We start from the raw sequence: 17425 nt of genomic DNA on the forward strand, positions 1-17425 counted from the left end.
TTATTTTTTTAATACATAACTAAATTTCATTTCTTGCTCTTCTTTTCCATTTTCTTTGAAAACAACATACATATCTAAGTTGTTTTCATCTATTAAATCAAAAGTTAAACCATCAAAATAGGCTTTATGCTTTTCAATTTTAACTAGCTTAAAATCAGTTGTCTCATTTTTTTCTTCCCAACCTTTTAAATCTTTCGAAAAATGTTTAATACGTAAAATTAACGTGTTATTTTCTTCAGAAATAGCACATAACTCATAAAAACTTATTTCACCTCCTTCGGTAACGAGTTTAAACGAACCCATCATTGATTTTCCATAAGGATCCGACCAAATTTCTTCTACAAAACCACCTAAAGCTTCACCTGTCCAATAGCCAGAAATCCACGAAACATCGGTAAGAGTTGCTTTTGGAGATTTAGAATTGTTTAATTTTAATGTGTTTTGAGATGTTATACTTAATGTACATATTAAGCATAAAAAAGCTAGGTAAAATTTCATTTAAAAAAAATTTAGTTACCTAGCTAATTTAATAGTTTTATTTTAATTAAGTGTTTACTTAGTTTCTATTAAGTATTGTTTTAGCTCTTTGTAAGTAGAAATAACTTTAGAAACTTTCTCTTTATCAATAACATCTAAAATCTGTTGTGGGTACTCGATAGTATCACCTAAAACTGGCTCAACTACATCTAAAAACTTCACGGGATGTGCCGTTTCTAAGAAAATTCCTTGTGCTTTATTATCTTTTAGATACTTTTTTAAACCTAAATAACCAACAGCTCCGTGTGGATCTGCAATATAGCCACTTTCGGCTTTAATTTCTTTCATTGCATTTTTTGTAGTAGCATCATCAAAAGAATAAGAAGTTAAGTTTTTCTTTAACTTATCGTCATTTTTATAAATTTCTTGAATTCGAATAAAATTACTCGGATCACCTACATCCATTGCGTTAGAAATAGTTTGTTTAGAAGGTTTTGGGCTATAAACTCCAGTTTTTAAATAATTAGGAACAATGTCATTTATGTTTGTTGAAGCAATAAATTGCTTAATTGGTAAACCTAATTGCTGCGCCATAATACCAGCGCAAATATTTCCAAAATTTCCACTTGGTACAGAAAAAACCAAGTCTTTCTTTTTGTTTTGTAATTGTTTGTAAGCAAAAAAGAAATAAAACATTTGTGGTAACCAACGAGCAACGTTAATAGAGTTTGCAGAAGTTAAATTTCTCTGAGACGTTAATTCTTCATCTAAAAAAGCAGTTTTAACCATTGCTTGGCAATCGTCAAATGTACCATTAACTTCTAGAGCTTTAATGTTTTGCCCTAAGGTAGTTAGCTGTTTTTCTTGAACATCGCTCACTTTTCCGCTAGGATATAGAATTACAACATCTACACCTTCAACACCTAAAAAACCACTTGCAACGGCACCACCAGTATCTCCAGAAGTAGCAACTAAAACAGTAACTTTAGTAGCGTTTTTTTCTTTGTTGAAATATCCAAAACAACGCGCCATAAAACGCGCTCCTACATCTTTAAATGCCATTGTAGGACCGTGAAACAATTCTAAAGTTGATATGTCTTCAGTAATTGGAACAACCGGAAAATCAAAGCTTAAAGTTTCTTCAATAATTTGCTTTAATTCTTTTTCTGGAATTTCATCAGCAACAAATTGTTTAATTACTTCGTAAGCAATTTCAGTATTAGTAAAGTATTCTATATGATTAAAAAAATCTTTTTCTAAGGGTGTAATACTCTCAGGAAAATACAATCCTTTATCTGGTGCTAATCCTTTTACCACAGCTTCTTTAAACGAAACGTCTGGTGCTTTTTTATTTAAACTGTAAAAATTCATTTTTTATTCAATTATGAATTATTAATTTCAAATTACGAATTGATAATTTCAAATTCGTAATAGATAATTATCAATTAATTATTTTTATTCCTTGCTTATTAACTTTCGAAACGTGTACATCGTATTTAATACCTACTTTATTATAAGCAGCTTTCATTGCTTCACCAACATTTAATGCTGTTTCTTCTCCTTTACTTAAAGCAAAAATAGAAGGACCAGAGCCAGATATACCACAACCTAAAGCACCTGCTTTTATTGAATTCTTTTTAACCGAATCAAACGCAGGTATTAAAATAGAACGTATTGGCTCAATTATATGGTCTTGAAGAGATCGACCAATTAAATCGTAATCTTCAGTATACAAACCACTAATTAAACCTCCAACATTTCCCCATTGCTTAATAGCGTCTTTTAATTGCACGGTTGTTCTTAAAATTTCACGTGCATCAGAAGTTTTAACTTCAATTTGAGGGTGAATTACCGTTGCATATAACTCAGAAGGTGTGTTTACACTTATAATATCTAAAGGTTCATAGCTTCTTACTAATGTAAATCCACCAAAAAGGGCAGGAGCTACATTATCTGCGTGCGCAACACCTGTTGCTAAACGCTCACCTTCCATAGCAAAGCGAACCAAATCGCTTGTATTGAAAGGCTTTCCTAATAACTCATTAATTGCCCAAACTGCACCTGCAGAACTAGCAGCACTGCTACCAATTCCACTACCAGGTTTAATACGCTTAATAATTTCTATTTCAAAACCGTGGGTTGCTTCAGCTTCTGCTAACAAAGCCAAACCTGCAACACCTGCAACATTTTTATGAGTTTCTAACGGTAAATCTTGACCTTCTATTTTAGAAATTATAATTCCATTTTCAGGAATTTTACGAATAATCATTTCATCACCAACATTATCTAACGCCAAACCCAAAACATCAAAACCGCAAGAAACGTTTGCTATTGTAGCCGGAGTAAAAATCTTTAACTCATTCATAATTTAATTGTTACCAATTCTAATAATATCGGCAAATAATCCAGAGGCAGTAACATCTGCACCAGCACCAGCACCTTTTATAATTAACGGTTGAATAGGATATCTTTCTGTAAAGAACAATACAATATTATCACTTCCATCTAAATTATAAAAAGGATGATCTGAAGGTATTTCATTTAAACCAACTTTAGATTTTCCATTGTCAAATTCTGCAACAAATTTTAATCTACAATCATTTGCAGCCGCTTTTTCATAAATTTTATTGAAATGTGCAGCTTCAGATTTTAAAGTTTCTAAAAAATCTGGAACAGAGTCTGCATCTAACGATGCTTTTGGTAAAAACGAATCATTTTCAATATCGCTTAATTCTAATTTTGTTCCGCTTTCACGAGCTAAAATTAATATTTTACGCATTACATCCACACCACTTAAATCGATACGTGGATCAGGCTCTGTATATCCTTGAATTCCTGCTTGGTCAACAACTTCAGCAAAAGAAGTTTCGCTATTAAAATTATTAAACACAAAGTTTAAGCTACCAGACAGAACTGCTTGTATTTTAGTTACTTTATCTCCTGATGCTATTAAGTTTTTAAGAGTGTCAATTATAGGTAAACCTGCACCAACATTTGTTTCAAAAAGGAAAGGAGCATTGTACTCTCTAGCTAACTGTTTTAAGTTTAAATAATTAGTGTAATTAGATGAACATGCAATTTTGTTACAAGTAACAACAGCAACACTTTCTTTTAAGTAACTAGCGTATAATTTAGATACATTTTCGTTTGCTGTATTATCTACAAAAATACTGTTACGGTAGTTTAAATCTGTTACTTTTTTATGAAACAAGTCCATATCTAAAGCTTCTCCTTTTGGTAATTGGTTTTGCCAATTCTCTAAGTCAATACCATCTTCATTAAAATACATTTTTTTAGAGTTTGTAAGTGCTATAACCCTAACTTGTAATTTTAAATTATCTAATAAATATTGTTGTTGTTGTTTAATTTGTTCTAATAACTTACCTCCAACATTACCAACTCCTACAACAAATAGGTTTAATTGTTTTGTTTGGTTTTCGAAAAACTCTGAATGTAAAGTGTTTAATGCTTTTTTAATATCCTTATGATCTATAACTGCTGAAATATTTTTTTCTGAAGCACCTTGAGCAATAGCAATTATGTTTACATTGTTTTTACCAAGTGTACTAAACATTTTACCACTAATACCTTGGTGGCTTTTCATATTATCACCAACTACAGCAATAATTGCTTTGTCTTTTTCAACAATTACAGGGTCTATTTTGTTTCGCTCAATTTCGTAACTAAACTCATCATTTATAATGTTTTCTGCTCTCTCAGCGTCATTATTACTTATTGCAAAACAAATTGAATGTTCTGATGAAGCCTGTGTAATTAACGAAATATTGATTTTATTTGAAGCTAAACATCCAAATAAACGCTTAGAAAAACCAGGAATACCAATCATTCCACTTCCTTCTAAAGTAAGAAGTGCCATATTTTCTATATGACTAATACCTTTAATTGGTTCGTGATTAGATGAAACTTTAGTAATTAATGTTCCTTCTGCTTTAGCATCAAATGTATTTTTTATACAAATTGGAATTTCCTTTTCTAATACTGGTTGAATTGTTGGTGGATATAAAACTTTTGCACCAAAATGCGACAATTCCATTGCTTCTTGATACGAAATACTTTTAATAGGGAAGGCCTGACGAACAAATTTTGGGTTTGCAGTAAACATTCCACTAACATCTGTCCATATTTCTAATATTGATGCGTCTACCGAAGAAGCTATAATTGCTGCTGTATAATCCGATCCTCCACGACCTAAAGTTGAAACTTCTCCTTGTTCTGTTTTAGCAACAAAACCTGGAAGCATTACTACTTTAGCTTTGTTTTTGTTGAAGAAATTTTGAATATTTTTTTCTGTTTTGTTAAAAATTACTGCTGCGTTCGAAAAATTTTCATCAGTAACAATAAGTTCTTGTGAGTTTTTAAGAACAGCATCTAATTCTTTACTTTTCATTGCTTCAGCAATAATATATGAAGAAAATAACTCTCCGTAGCTTACTATTTTATCTGAAGTTTTTGCAGAAAGTTCATTAATTAAAAATACACCTTCTAATGTGTTTTCTAATTTATTCAACATCAGTTTTATTTGACCAAGAACACTGCTTTGACCATTAACAGGTATTAATTCTCTAACAACTTCAATATGTCGTTCTTCAATAGTTTTAAAGCTATTTTTATAATCTTCATTTCCTTCGCAGGCCAATTTACCAGACTCTAATAATAAATCTGTAACACCTCCAAGAGCAGATACAACAACAGCTACATTGTTTTTAAACGAATTTTCTTTAACAATTCTTATTACTTTATTTATGTTTTCTGAAGAGGCTACTGATGATCCTCCAAATTTTAATACTTTCATTATGTATTAATTTTATATGTTTATTTCAATATTATTTTTAATACCCCTAGTTTTTTCATCTTGAAAAAAACGAGTATATATACGACCTGATATGAATAGAATAGAACCCCTAAAGGGTAATTGTAGTAGTTGTAGCAATAGTAAAGTTGCGCATAGTAATTGCGTTTGTTGTTAACTTATATTTATTTGCTATTTGCATTGTTCAAAAATAGGTATTTTTTTAAAACTACAATAGTTTGTTGTTAAAATTGCTGAAAAATTAATTTTCAACTATTTTGAATATACTCTAATCATTATTTTAAAGAACTTTTTATGAATAACAAAAAACTCCGTGCTAAGCAACGGAGTTTTTTATATTATTCTAAATCTATTATAACTTGATTTTTAATTAAATCATCAAAATTTTCACGTTTACGTATTAAATAATCCTCTCCATTGTAAACCATTACTTCAGCAGGCCTGTATCTAGAGTTGTAATTTGAAGCCATAGAGAAGCTATAAGCTCCAGCATTATGTATGCATAAAATATCATTTTCTGAAACTTCACTTATGCTTCTGTTCGAGCCAAACGTATCGTTTTCGCAAATATATCCTACTATATCGTAAATTTTTTCTGTTCCTTCAGGATTTGAAATGTTTGTAATATGGTGATAAGCATCGTACATCATAGGGCGTAATAAGTGATTTAAACCACTATCTACACCTATAAATACAATATTTGGAGTTGGCTTAACAACATTCACTTTAACTAATAAGCTACCAGCAGAACTCACTAAAAATTTACCGGGCTCAAAAATCATTGTTAAATCTCGACCATATTCTTTGCAAAACTCATTAAAGCGATTGCTTAATGTAATTCCCATTTCTTCAATATTGGTTTCAATATCGCCTTCTTTATAAGGTACTTTAAAACCACTACCAAAATCAACAAATTCAATCGTATCAAATTCTTTTACGGTATTTAATAATATTTCAGTTGCATGTAAAAATGCATCAATATTATAAATATCAGAACCTGTATGCATATGAATACCATTAATAACTAGTCCTGTTTCTTTTACAATATCTTTAATTCCTTCAATTTGATATATTGAAATACCAAATTTAGAATCTATATGACCTACAGATATTTTATGATTACCACCAGCCATAACATGCGGATTGATTCTTAAACACACTGGAATAGTTGGATACTTATTTCCAAATTTTTCTAAAATAGATAAACTATCTAATGTTATTTGCACGCCTAAATTTACAGCTTGTTCCATTTCTTCAAATGAAATTCCGCTAGGAGTAAAGAAGATATCTTTTACATTAAAACCTGCCTCAATAGCTAATTTAACCTCTTGGATTGAAACACAATCAACACCAGAATTAAGCTTTTTTAATACCTTTAATATATTTATGTTTGAATTTGCCTTTACAGCATAATTTATTTTCAATTTATTTACTGTTGAAAAAGCATTAGCCATTCGGTTGTATTGCTCTTCAATTTTGTTTGCATCGTACACATACAAAGGATCACCATATTTTTGTGCTAGCGCTACCAATTGTTGATTGTTCATCTACTTATTTTTTTAGTGATTCAAAAGTAGAATGTTTTCTATTCTAACAAAACAATATTTATTATAATAACAATATTTAACATTTTGTTAAAAAACAAGAAACTCCCATCTAATAATTATTAGATGGGAGTTTCTTGTTTTTTTTTAATTATTATTTTCTAGCTCTTTTGGCTGTAATACGTGCAATTTCTACAATAACATCAGTTGCTAATTGTAAAGATTCTGCAGGTACATACTCGTATCTTCCGTGGAAATTATGTCCACCAGCAAAAATATTTGGACAAGGCAAACCTTTGTATGATAATTGCGAACCATCTGTACCACCTCTAATAGCTTTAATTAGCGGAGTAATATTTAGGTGATTCATTGCTTCTTCGGCAATATCAACAATATGCATTACAGGCTCAATTTTCTCGCGCATATTAAAGTATTGATCTTTAATTTCAACTTCAATTAAATCTGCTCCTAATTTTTTGTTTAAATCATCAACTAATTTTTGAAAAAGTTCTTTTCTTCCTTCAAATAATTTTAAGTCGTGATCTCTAATAATATACTCTAAAGTTGTTTTTTCAACTTCACCATTCATAGTATGTAAATGGAAAAAACCTTCATAATTTGTAGTGTGCTCAGGAACTTCGTTTGCTGGCAAGCTTTTAATAAAGTCCGCAGCAATAGTCATAGAATTAATCATTTTTCCTTTTGCATAACCAGGATGAACAATTTTACCATTAATAGTAACTTTAGCACCAGCTGCATTAAAGTTTTCATACTCTAACTCACCAACTTGGCTACCATCCATAGTATAAGCCCATTCCGCACCAAATTTATCTACATCAAACATATGGGCACCTTTACCAACTTCTTCATCTGGCGTAAAACCAACTCTTATTTTACCGTGCTTAATTTCTGGATTATTAATTAAAAATTCCATCGCCGAAACTATCTCTGTAATTCCTGCTTTATCATCAGCTCCTAATAGTGTAGTACCATCAGTAGTAATTAAAGTTTGACCTTTGTACATTAATAAATCTTCAAAATAACTTGGAGATAAAATAATGTTTTCTTCTTTATTAAGCACAATATCTTCTCCATTGTAATTAGGGTGAAATTGCGGTTTAACGTTTGTTCCAGAATAATCTGGACTTGTATCTATATGCGCAATAAAACCAATTGTAGGTACTTCAAAATCTACATTAGATGGTAATGTAGCCATTACATAACAGTTATCATCTAACGTTACATCTTCCATTCCAATTTCTTTTAGCTCTTCAACTAAAATTTTGGCTAAATCCCATTGTTTTTCAGTACTTGGAAAAGCTGGGTTTTCTGGGTCAGACTGTGTATCTACAGTAATATACTTAACAAATCTATCTATTATTTTTTGCATTTTTTTATATTTTTATCAAAAGTACAATATAGGTAATGTTTATACAATTGAATATTCATAAATTATTCTAAAAATTCTACGGAATTTAATATCGACAAAGACTCGCATAAACGTTCATTTATTCGAGTGTCTCCATAAACATCTACATTTGCACTAAAATATGTATTGTTGGATAATTTAATAATCATATTTAATTGGTGATAGGTCATTTTTTGTTTTAAGCCTTTAACCACATACCAAAACGAGTCTTTATTTTTAAATTTTTCTTTTTCTGAAGTTACTAAAATTAAGTTTTTACTTTTAATTATGGAATCTGTTTTTTTAATGAAATCAGAATCAAAATTTATTTCTCCATAATTAAACGAAGTATCTAAAATATAGGTTTTAGAAAGTTGTTTTGTAGTATCTGCAGTAAAAATTTGAGATTGAGAAGTGCTGTAGTGAAGCTGTGTATTCCAACTACTTGGTATGCTTACTTTAAAGTTTTTATTGAAGTCTAAAATTTGTTTAGTATTAGAAACACTTTCGTTACCACAATCAAACCTAGCACTTAATTGCGACTGTTTTTTACAGCTTATTACTAACACTGTAAGTAAAATGATTAAACCAATTTTCTTCATTAAATTTAGTTGATTTTTACTTTAGCAATTTTACCATTACCAGCAACCCAAGCATTATTTTTATCGTAAAAACGAATACTATAAAAAGCTTCATCACTAATTTTTTGCCAATTTTTACCAGCGTTATTAGAGTAGAATAGTCCGTTTGTAGAAACAGCCATAATTTCTTTACCTCTTGTTTTTGGAACAAATTGCACACAACTAACATACTTTGGAGCTTCATTTTCTGCAATTAAGTTCCAGGTTTTACCACCATCTTTAGTAATTGCTTTGTTTGCTGAATCCCCAAACTTATCTGTATAATCTCCACCAGCAATAATTCCATTTTTTTTATTTCTAAAATGAATAGAATAAATACCTGTAGCTTCTTTTCCTTGTACAATAGGTGTTTCAAAAACCTCCCAATTTATACCCATATCACTTGTATGAAAAACTCTAGCCTTTTTTCCTCCGGTTGCTATCCAAGCCTCTTTACCTACAATAGAAATATTAGTGTTACTTGCAGCAAATGCAGCTTCACCTTCAGCAGTAGCAGGTAAATATTCGCAAGGAATTTTACCCCAATTTTTACCACCATCTCTTGTAATTAATATAGATAAGCAATTTTCTGTTGGATCTCCAACTGCAATACCATTTAATTCATCAAAAAACTTCATAGAATTGTAAAAAACTTTTTCACCCTCTTCTTTGTATGTCATTTCAATAGCTCCATTAATAAATTTATAAATGTAAGCCGGATTTCCAATGTTTATAGCGAAAGCTGCATCTTTATGAAACGCAAGTGCTCTAAAATTAGGAACCAAAGTGTCTGTATTAATACTCGTTGCTAATTTTAAATCTTTACCTCCAGTTATAACTCCAAAACTACCATTTGAACCTGCATAAACAACTGTAGAATCATTTGCAATTTCAATAGCTCTATAACTTGCAGTACTATCTTTTTTTACATATTCAAATTCAACAGTTACAGACTCTCTTGATTTGTAACCTTTTCCACAGCTAATTAGTATACTAAACAGGAGCAGAGATGCAATTTTAATTTTCATTGTATTGATTAGTTTTATTAAAGCAAAAATACTTAATTATTTAACAAAAAAAAGACAGACCTAAGTCTGTCTTTAAATTTATATTTTACGTTTATTTTATAAATAAACTAAGAGGTAATTTTTTATCTACATACATTTCATTACCGAAAGGTTTAAAGCTGTTAGAGTTTTTAAAATCTCTAACTTCAAAAGAGCTAACTCTAGCCTTACTTTTTGTTGAAGCTCCAGTGATTAAAGATATTGCTTTAGCCAATAAAGGTTCGCTCTTGTCTCCTAAAGGTTGCATTAAATCTATATAATCAATTAGTTCATGAGTTGGTGTAAAGCCAGAAGGACTATTTTCTCCAACTTTATTTAGAGTTTCTAAAACAATAGGCTGCATTGCCCAAGTGTGGTTTTGATTAAAATTATCTCCATCTTTAGAGAAATCATCTGAATCATATAGCGTAATTGACCCTGTATATTTACCAAAAGTAGTTGTACCAATAGTAACAACATCAATATATGGGTTTAAACCATTTATAACCAATTCACTTGCTGAAGCAGAACTACCACTTGTTAAAACATATAAACGAGTAAGGTTTAAACTGCTTATAAAGTCATCAACGATAAGCTCATCATCATCGTTATATTTTCTAATTCTATCAACAAAATTATTCACTAAATATGTTGGCTCATTGTTTTCAAACCATTCTTGTATTTCATCATTCCATCTTTCTTTAGCAAATAATTCTCCAGTAAATTGTCCCGTTATCATTTGCGACAAGTAAACAGCTGTTTTTATATCTCCACCTCCATTATATCTTAAATCTAAAACCAACTCAGTAGCTCCTTCATTTTTTAATTGTGCAAAAGCATTATTTAAATCAACATCATAATTACTTGTAAAACTATTATACATTAAATAACCAATTTTAGTACCGTCAACATCAATTGTTTTAACAATATAAACTGGATTTTCTTGATATTCGCTTTTTACCAAATTTGCAGAAGTATTATTAGAAGTCGGATTCCCACCATTTATATCTGCAAAATTAAGCGTGTAAGAATCCAAACTTAAAAGTTCCTTATAATTATTAATAGTTAATTGCACTCCATTAATAGCGTCAAACACATCTCCTCTTTTAACTCCTTTATTAGCCGCATCTGTATTTGGTAATACGTAGCGAACATACCCAAAAATATCAGTAGTACTATTAGCTTCATAAGTTAGACCATACTCCATACCATTACTAGTACTAATACCGCTAAAAGAATTTTCTAAATCTATATAGTCATCAACAATCCAAGACCATTTGTCAGTTGTTGATCTATTGTAAATCAAACTTTCAAACAAATCTTCAGGTTGTGGGTAGTCACTTAAATAATCTGAATACTCCTTATCAGATGAAAATCTGCTATCGTTTAGGTTAGGAACATCATTTTTCCATAAATAATAAGTATTTAAACCTTTCCAAACAAAATCTTGAATTTCTAAACTAGCAGTTGGTGTAAAGTTGTCATTTTTATTACTACAGCAGGAAATTATAATTAATATAAATGCAGAAATATAAAGTTTTATGATTTTTTTCATTCTTGATTTAATTAGATTTGAATTATTCCGAAAATTACAAAAAAATAATATAATTATATTTAAATAATTATATATTTGTTTAAATTTAAATGAAAAAATATGAAAAAGAATTATTTATTTATTATGTTATTTGTCCTGTTATTTGCAGGGTGTGAAAAAGAAGGTTTAAGTGAAATTGAAAATTTAGAAACCTCTAATTTAAGCGGAGTCAAAATTGAGACTCAACTTAATTTAAATGTGAAAAAAACTAAAAGTGATGATAAATTAATTTTATGGGGTTCAAAAGATGTAGTAAACAATTTAAGACAAGGCTTGATAAACAAAGAGTTTCTAGGTTTTCAAGATTTTAAAAACAACATTCAAGATAGGGTCATTGATGGGGAAGCTCCTCCTCAAACAGCCCATTGTTACCCAGTAAATAAAAGCAATAATAATTCTGATGAATCTGATGACTCTGATGACTCTGATAACCCTATAGACCCAAGGCATGAATTAGAGTTCTCTCAAAGAAATTTTATTATAAATAATATTGGGGATGGATTCCTATCTTCAGGCAATGATCCTGATGCAATTTATAAAATTGTTCTCCTTGGTGATGTATATTGTCTAGGTGGCAATTTCTCTACTGATAGCTATATCAATATAATAATAGATCCATCTGTAAATTCAAATTGGAGACAAGGTATTGTTGCTGCGGTTGATGAATGGAATAAAGCAATTAACAATAACCTATTTGATTCAGATAACTATTTTGATGCTTCTTCACCAGGTATTTATTTTAGAATAAGAAATGTTATTGATGAAGGAGATTATGGAAATATTGAAATAACAATGGTTCCAAGAGAAGATATGGATAGTCAAGGAGCAATAGCTGAAGCTCAGGTAGGCTATTATCAAGGTTATAATGATGGGTCTAGACGTCATAAAATAGGTAAGTTTATAAGAATAAACAATAAAAACAGTATGTATTCTAAGGCTAAGGGCACTATATTACATGAGCTAGGTCATTCATTAGGTTTTAGACATACTGATGAACATGATTCAAATTTTGCTAATATTTCAAGCTCAAGTAAATCATTATTTTCAACTGGAGCAAGTGGATTTGACAGAAAGTTTTATTATGATGATTTGCGAGCAATTAGTTGGATATTTAATACTGAAGTAGATTGGATCCTTATGGATTGTAATGATGACGGAGACCCTTATGGAGATCCCATTGAAGATAGCATCTTAAGCGGAAAGTAAAAAAGCAAAAAAGTGTTGAAAAAATTTTCAACACTTTTTTTTGTTACAAAAACGTAATATGCTCGTCATAATTATGTAAGCAACTATAAAAAGTTGTAAAAACCAAACTTAATAATGAAACAAACAGAGTTTTTAAAAACTGTAATGCCGTTTAAAGATAAAGTGTTTCGCTTAGCGAAAAGACTATTGGTATCTACAGAAGAGGCAGAAGACGCAACTCAAGAGTTGTTTTTTAAGTTATGGAAAAACAAAGGGAAATTATCTAATTATAAAAGTGTAGAAGCTTTTGCAATGACAATGACAAAAAATTATTGTTTTGACAGATTAAAATCTAAACAAGCAAGTAATTTAAGTTTGGTTCATAGTAATTATCAAGAAAAAGGAACGTCTTTAGATAGGCGTGTGGAACTTAATGACAGCGTAAGTAAAGTTCACGAGTTGATTGAAAACTTACCAGAGCAGCAAAAATTAATAATACAACTAAGAGATGTGGAGCAGTATGAGTTTGATGAAATAGCAAAAATGCTAAATATAAAACCAACGGCAGTAAGAGTAACATTATCTAGGGCGAGAAAAACAATTAAAGAACAATTATTAAAACAACATAATTATGGAGTTAGCTAACATAGAAAAGTTGTTGGAAAAATACGAAAATGCAGAAACAAGCATTGCTGAAGAAAATGAATTAAAAAATTATTTTTTAAGCAATAATGTTCCAGAGCATTTACAAGAATACCAAGCATTGTTTGGTTATTTTTCAACTAGTAAACAAGAGCGTTATACTAAAACAATTCAATTAAAAAGTCAAAAGTGGAATTGGAAACTGTTATCAGTAGCAGCCTCGGTAATATTACTAGTAAGTATTTATGGTGGACATTATAAAGTTCAGCAAAACAGGGCTGAAAAAGCTTATAACGAATCGCAATTAGCGTTTGGAATGCTTTCAGCAAATTTAAACAAAGGAACTGTAGCAATTACACAATTGCAAGAGTTCGAAATAGCAAAAAATAAAGCACTTAAACAATCTAAAAAGTAAACAAATGAAAAAAGTAATCTTAATATTAATCGTAGCCATATTACCATTTACAAGTATTGCGCAAACATCATTATTTGATAAGTTTGAAGATATGGATGATGTTACAACTATAGTTGTAACTAAAGAGTTATTTAAAATGGCAAGTAAATTTAAAGGCGGAGGAGAAGAAGGTAAAAAGTACCAAGAAATGGTGCAAAGCCTAGAGTCGTTAAAAGTCTTTACTACTGAAAATGCAACTATCGCAGGTGAAATGAATGTAGCAGTAACTAAGTATTTAAAATCGTCTAAACTAAATGAGTTAATGAGGGTTAAAGATAAAGATGCTAATGTAAAAGTGTATGTTAGACCTGGTAAAGATGATGACCACGTAAGTGAATTATTAATGTTTGTAAGCGACCTTAAAGATAAAGCTAATAAAGAAGCTGTAATACTTTCGTTAACAGGTAATATTGATTTAAATAATATTGCTGAAATTACAGAAGCTCATATTCCAAACAGTGGATTGAAACTTAAAAAATAATAACCAATGAAAAATATTCTAAAAAATATAGGACTGATTTTTATATCAGTCCTTTTATTAACAGCTTGCGAAAGCACACCTTCATTACAAAAATATATTGTTGACGGTAAAGAGAATTCAGATTTTATAGCTATTGATTTACCTTCAAATATTTTACAGTTAAAAGAAACTGGTATTTCTGAAGATGCTAAAAAAACATTAGAAACTATTAAAAAAGTAAATGTATTAGCACTGCAATTGAATGATACTAATGAAGAATTGTATAAAACAGAAAAACTAAAAGTAAAAGAAATACTAAAAAACCCAAAATACAAACAGTTAGCGCGTTTTAATATGGGTAAAAGTGCCGTTAATGTTAGTTATTTAGGAACTGAAGATGCTGTTGATGAAGTAGTAGTTTTTGGATCTGACAATAAAAAAGGATTTGCGTTGGTTAGAGTTTTAGGAAATAATATGAATCCATCTCAAATTATGGAAATGGCACAGCATTTAAAATTAAATGGAGGTTCGCAACAAATGAGCCAATTAGAAGGTATTTTTAAAAGTATTTCAAAATAAAAAATCTTCACTAAAAATATAGAAAACCACACCTAATTGTGTGGTTTTTCTTTTTAACGGCACTTTAACTAGTAAAACATAATAAAATGCTATTTTTGAATTCTTATAATTTAAGTTTTACAAATGAAAAAGTATTTTATGATTGTTGCCTTATTTGTGACTGTATTATCACAAGCTCAAGGCAAAAAATACCAAGCAGAAAGAGAAAAAATAAACGATTTAATTCATACCAAATTAAAAGTTGATTTCAATTTTCAAAAGAGTCAATTAAATGGTGAAGCTTGGATTACATTAACTCCTCATTTTTATCCTATAAATAAAGTAACGTTAGATGCAAAATCATTTGACATACATCAAGTTAAACTTGAAGGTTCTGACGTTCCTTATAACTATAGCGACAATGAAATTACTATTGAATTAGGCAAAACCTTCAAAAGAAATGAAGAATATACAGTTTACATTAAATACACTGCAAAACCTGAAGAAGTTGTTCAAAAAGGTAGTGTAGCCATACAAGATGCTAAAGGTTTGTATTTTATAGATCCGTTAGAAACAGACCCAGAAAAACCTACTCAAATTTGGACCCAAGGAGAAACGGAATCTAGTAGCTGCTGGTTTCCAACTATAGATAGTCCAAATCAGAAAACTTCACAAGAAATTTATATGACTGTGCCAGATAAGTTTGTAACGCTTTCAAATGGTAATTTAATTAGTCAAAATAAAAACACTAACGGAACAAGAACAGATTATTGGAAAATGGATGAAAAGCACGCACCTTATTTGTTTTTTATGGGAGCAGGTGAGTTTAGTGTGGTAAACGATAGTTGGAAAAACTTAAAAGTAGATTATTACGTAGAGCCTGAATATGAATATGCAGCGAAAGATATTTTTGGTTTAACACCAGAAATGTTAACTTTTTTCTCAAATTTAACAGGCGTAGAATATCCTTGGGATAAATACTCTCAAATAGTAGTAAGAGATTATGTTAGTGGAGCTATGGAAAACACTACTGCCGTAGTTCATGGAGAAACCGCTCAACAACACAAAGGACAGTTAATTGACAATAATGAGTGGGAAGGTACTATTGCGCACGAAATGTTTCATCATTGGTTTGGAGATTTAGTTACAACCGAAAGCTGGGCTAACTTAACTGTAAACGAGTCTTTTGCAACATATAGTGTTTATTTGTGGTACGAGTACAAGTACGGAAAAGATAAAGCAGATGCGCATATGGACGAGGACGTGCAAGTGTATTTACAAAGTGGAAGCGAAGACAAAGATTTAGTTCGTTTTTATTACGAAGATAAAGAGCATATGTTTGACCCTGTTAGCTACCACAAAGGAAATGCTATTTTACATATGTTGCGTGATTACTTAGGTGACGAAGCTTTTTTTGAAGGAATGAAATCGTATTTAACCAAACATAAATTTGGTACTGCAGAAGCACACGATTTACGTTTAGCTTTTGAAAAAATAAGCGGAAAAGACTTAAACTGGTTTTTTAATCAGTGGTATTTTGGAAGTGGTCATATTGATATGAATGTAACTTATGACTTTAATACAATAAGTAGAAATGTTACTGTAAATATTAATCAAATTGGAAAAACGTTTAAATTTCCTTTAAGTATAGATATTTATGAAGGAAATGGAGTTGTAAGAAGAGAGAATGTTTGGGTAGATGGAAAAGAAAGCTCATTTACATTTAACTTTAACAAGCTTCCAAAGTTAATTAATATAGATGCTAAAAGAGTTTTATTGGCTGAGATTAATGATAAAAAAACAACTCAAAACTATATTTATCAATACAACAATGCTCCAAAGTACTTAGATAGAAAAATTGCTATAGAAAATATAGCAGACAAACAGCAAACAAATAAAGATGCTTACAATACAATTTTAAAAGCATTAAATGACCCTTATTATGAATTAAGAATCTTAGCGTTAGAAAACATTGATTTATTTCAAAAATACAATAAGAAAGACGCTATAAGTAAAATAGCTAAAATCGCATCTAACGACCCTAAAACATTGGTTAGAGCTGCAGCTATTAAAGTTTTAGGTAAGCTAATAGACCCAATTTATAAACCAATTTTTGAAAGAGGTGTAGATAATGAATCTTACGCCATTATAGGAGCTTCATTAGTATCGTTATATCAAATAGATAAACAAGGTGCGCTGGCAAAAGTAAACTCGTTAAACAACAAAGTAAAAGAGAATTTATCTGATGCAGTGGTAAATATTTACATAAGCGAAAAAGATAAAAGTAATTTACCGTTTATTGCAAACCACGTTTTAAAAGGTATGTTTTTAACGCAAGATAAACGTACACAAAGTATGTATGGCGAAGCTTTTAAATGGATAGCACAAAGCGACAATAAAGAAGCTATTGAAAATGTTACTAATAGTTTTGTTAAATTGGGTACACAGTATAAAAAATACAATTTTGATAAAATGGCGGTAAATATGCTTAATCAAATGGTTAGTTTCCAACAAAACTCTACAAACACCAATAAAAAAGAATTAATTGTTATTCTAAAAACAGGAATGGCAAATTTAATTGAATAGTTTAAATTTTTTATAATATT

15 protein-coding genes are annotated in these 17425 nt (G+C 30.0%); 6 read left to right on the forward strand and 9 right to left on the reverse strand.

The window, feature by feature from the left end; translation table 11 throughout:
* The 9 genes from BLU40_RS06825 to BLU40_RS06865 all read right to left on the reverse strand — a co-directional run bounded on the left by BLU40_RS06825 (window position 1) and on the right by BLU40_RS06865 (window position 11481).
* Window positions 1-498 (reverse strand): DUF6265 family protein, encoded by a 498-nt coding sequence (locus BLU40_RS06825; RefSeq protein ID WP_090121486.1) that lies wholly within the window; start codon window positions 496-498, stop codon window positions 1-3.
* A gap of 54 nt (window positions 499-552) precedes the next feature.
* Entirely contained in the window at window positions 553-1848 is a 1296-nt protein-coding gene (gene thrC / locus BLU40_RS06830) for a threonine synthase (protein WP_090121489.1), read from the reverse strand.
* Window positions 1849-1918: 70 nt separating this feature from the next.
* Window positions 1919-2842, reverse strand: a complete 924-nt coding sequence (locus BLU40_RS06835; RefSeq protein WP_090121492.1) for a homoserine kinase — start codon at window positions 2840-2842, stop codon at window positions 1919-1921.
* Between the two features lie 3 nt (window positions 2843-2845).
* Complete coding sequence (thrA, locus tag BLU40_RS06840; RefSeq protein ID WP_090121496.1) at window positions 2846-5290, reverse strand: bifunctional aspartate kinase/homoserine dehydrogenase I; 2445 nt, start codon at window positions 5288-5290, stop codon at window positions 2846-2848.
* Window positions 5291-5646: 356 nt separating this feature from the next.
* Window positions 5647-6855, reverse strand: coding sequence for a diaminopimelate decarboxylase (gene lysA / locus BLU40_RS06845; protein ID WP_090121498.1), 1209 nt, complete (start codon window positions 6853-6855; stop codon window positions 5647-5649).
* Between the two features lie 151 nt (window positions 6856-7006).
* On the reverse strand, window positions 7007-8242 hold the full coding sequence (gene pepT, locus BLU40_RS06850; protein ID WP_090121499.1) for a peptidase T: 1236 nt from the start codon (window positions 8240-8242) through the stop codon (window positions 7007-7009).
* Between the two features lie 62 nt (window positions 8243-8304).
* Window positions 8305-8862, reverse strand: coding sequence for a hypothetical protein (locus BLU40_RS06855; protein ID WP_090121501.1), 558 nt, complete (start codon window positions 8860-8862; stop codon window positions 8305-8307).
* A gap of 5 nt (window positions 8863-8867) precedes the next feature.
* The gene (locus BLU40_RS06860) at window positions 8868-9908 is read right to left on the reverse strand and encodes a WD40/YVTN/BNR-like repeat-containing protein (protein WP_090121502.1); all 1041 of its coding nucleotides are present in this window, start codon (window positions 9906-9908) and stop codon (window positions 8868-8870) included.
* Between the two features lie 91 nt (window positions 9909-9999).
* Window positions 10000-11481: a S41 family peptidase gene (locus BLU40_RS06865; protein ID WP_090121504.1), complete on the reverse strand. Its 1482-nt coding sequence runs from the start codon at window positions 11479-11481 to the stop codon at window positions 10000-10002.
* Between the two features lie 99 nt (window positions 11482-11580).
* Between BLU40_RS06865 and BLU40_RS06870 the strand changes: the two genes are divergently transcribed.
* The 6 genes from BLU40_RS06870 (at window position 11581) to BLU40_RS06895 (ending at window position 17405) form a co-directional block, all read left to right on the forward strand.
* A complete protein-coding gene (locus tag BLU40_RS06870) occupies window positions 11581-12726 on the forward strand; it encodes a zinc metalloprotease (RefSeq protein ID WP_090121506.1) in 1146 nt (381 codons plus the stop codon).
* 114 nt (window positions 12727-12840) lie between these two features.
* Window positions 12841-13350, forward strand: coding sequence for an RNA polymerase sigma factor (locus BLU40_RS06875; protein WP_090121509.1), 510 nt, complete (start codon window positions 12841-12843; stop codon window positions 13348-13350).
* The gene (locus tag BLU40_RS06880) at window positions 13337-13762 is read left to right on the forward strand and encodes a hypothetical protein (protein WP_090121513.1); all 426 of its coding nucleotides are present in this window, start codon (window positions 13337-13339) and stop codon (window positions 13760-13762) included. The genes BLU40_RS06875 and BLU40_RS06880 overlap by 14 nt, the downstream gene beginning before the upstream one ends.
* Before the next feature lie 4 nt (window positions 13763-13766).
* The gene (locus BLU40_RS06885; RefSeq protein ID WP_090121514.1) at window positions 13767-14282 is read left to right on the forward strand and encodes a DUF4252 domain-containing protein; all 516 of its coding nucleotides are present in this window, start codon (window positions 13767-13769) and stop codon (window positions 14280-14282) included.
* A 6-nt stretch (window positions 14283-14288) separates the two neighbouring features.
* Window positions 14289-14840, forward strand: a complete 552-nt coding sequence (locus BLU40_RS06890; RefSeq protein WP_090121516.1) for a DUF4252 domain-containing protein — start codon at window positions 14289-14291, stop codon at window positions 14838-14840.
* 138 nt (window positions 14841-14978) lie between these two features.
* Window positions 14979-17405 carry a M1 family metallopeptidase gene (locus BLU40_RS06895; protein WP_449405320.1) on the forward strand — a complete coding sequence of 809 codons (2427 nt, stop codon included), beginning with the start codon at window positions 14979-14981 and terminating at the stop codon, window positions 17403-17405.
* Window positions 17406-17425 lie beyond the last annotated feature (20 nt).

The organism is Lutibacter oricola (assembly GCF_900106565.1).
GTDB lineage: Bacteria > Bacteroidota > Bacteroidia > Flavobacteriales > Flavobacteriaceae > Lutibacter > Lutibacter oricola.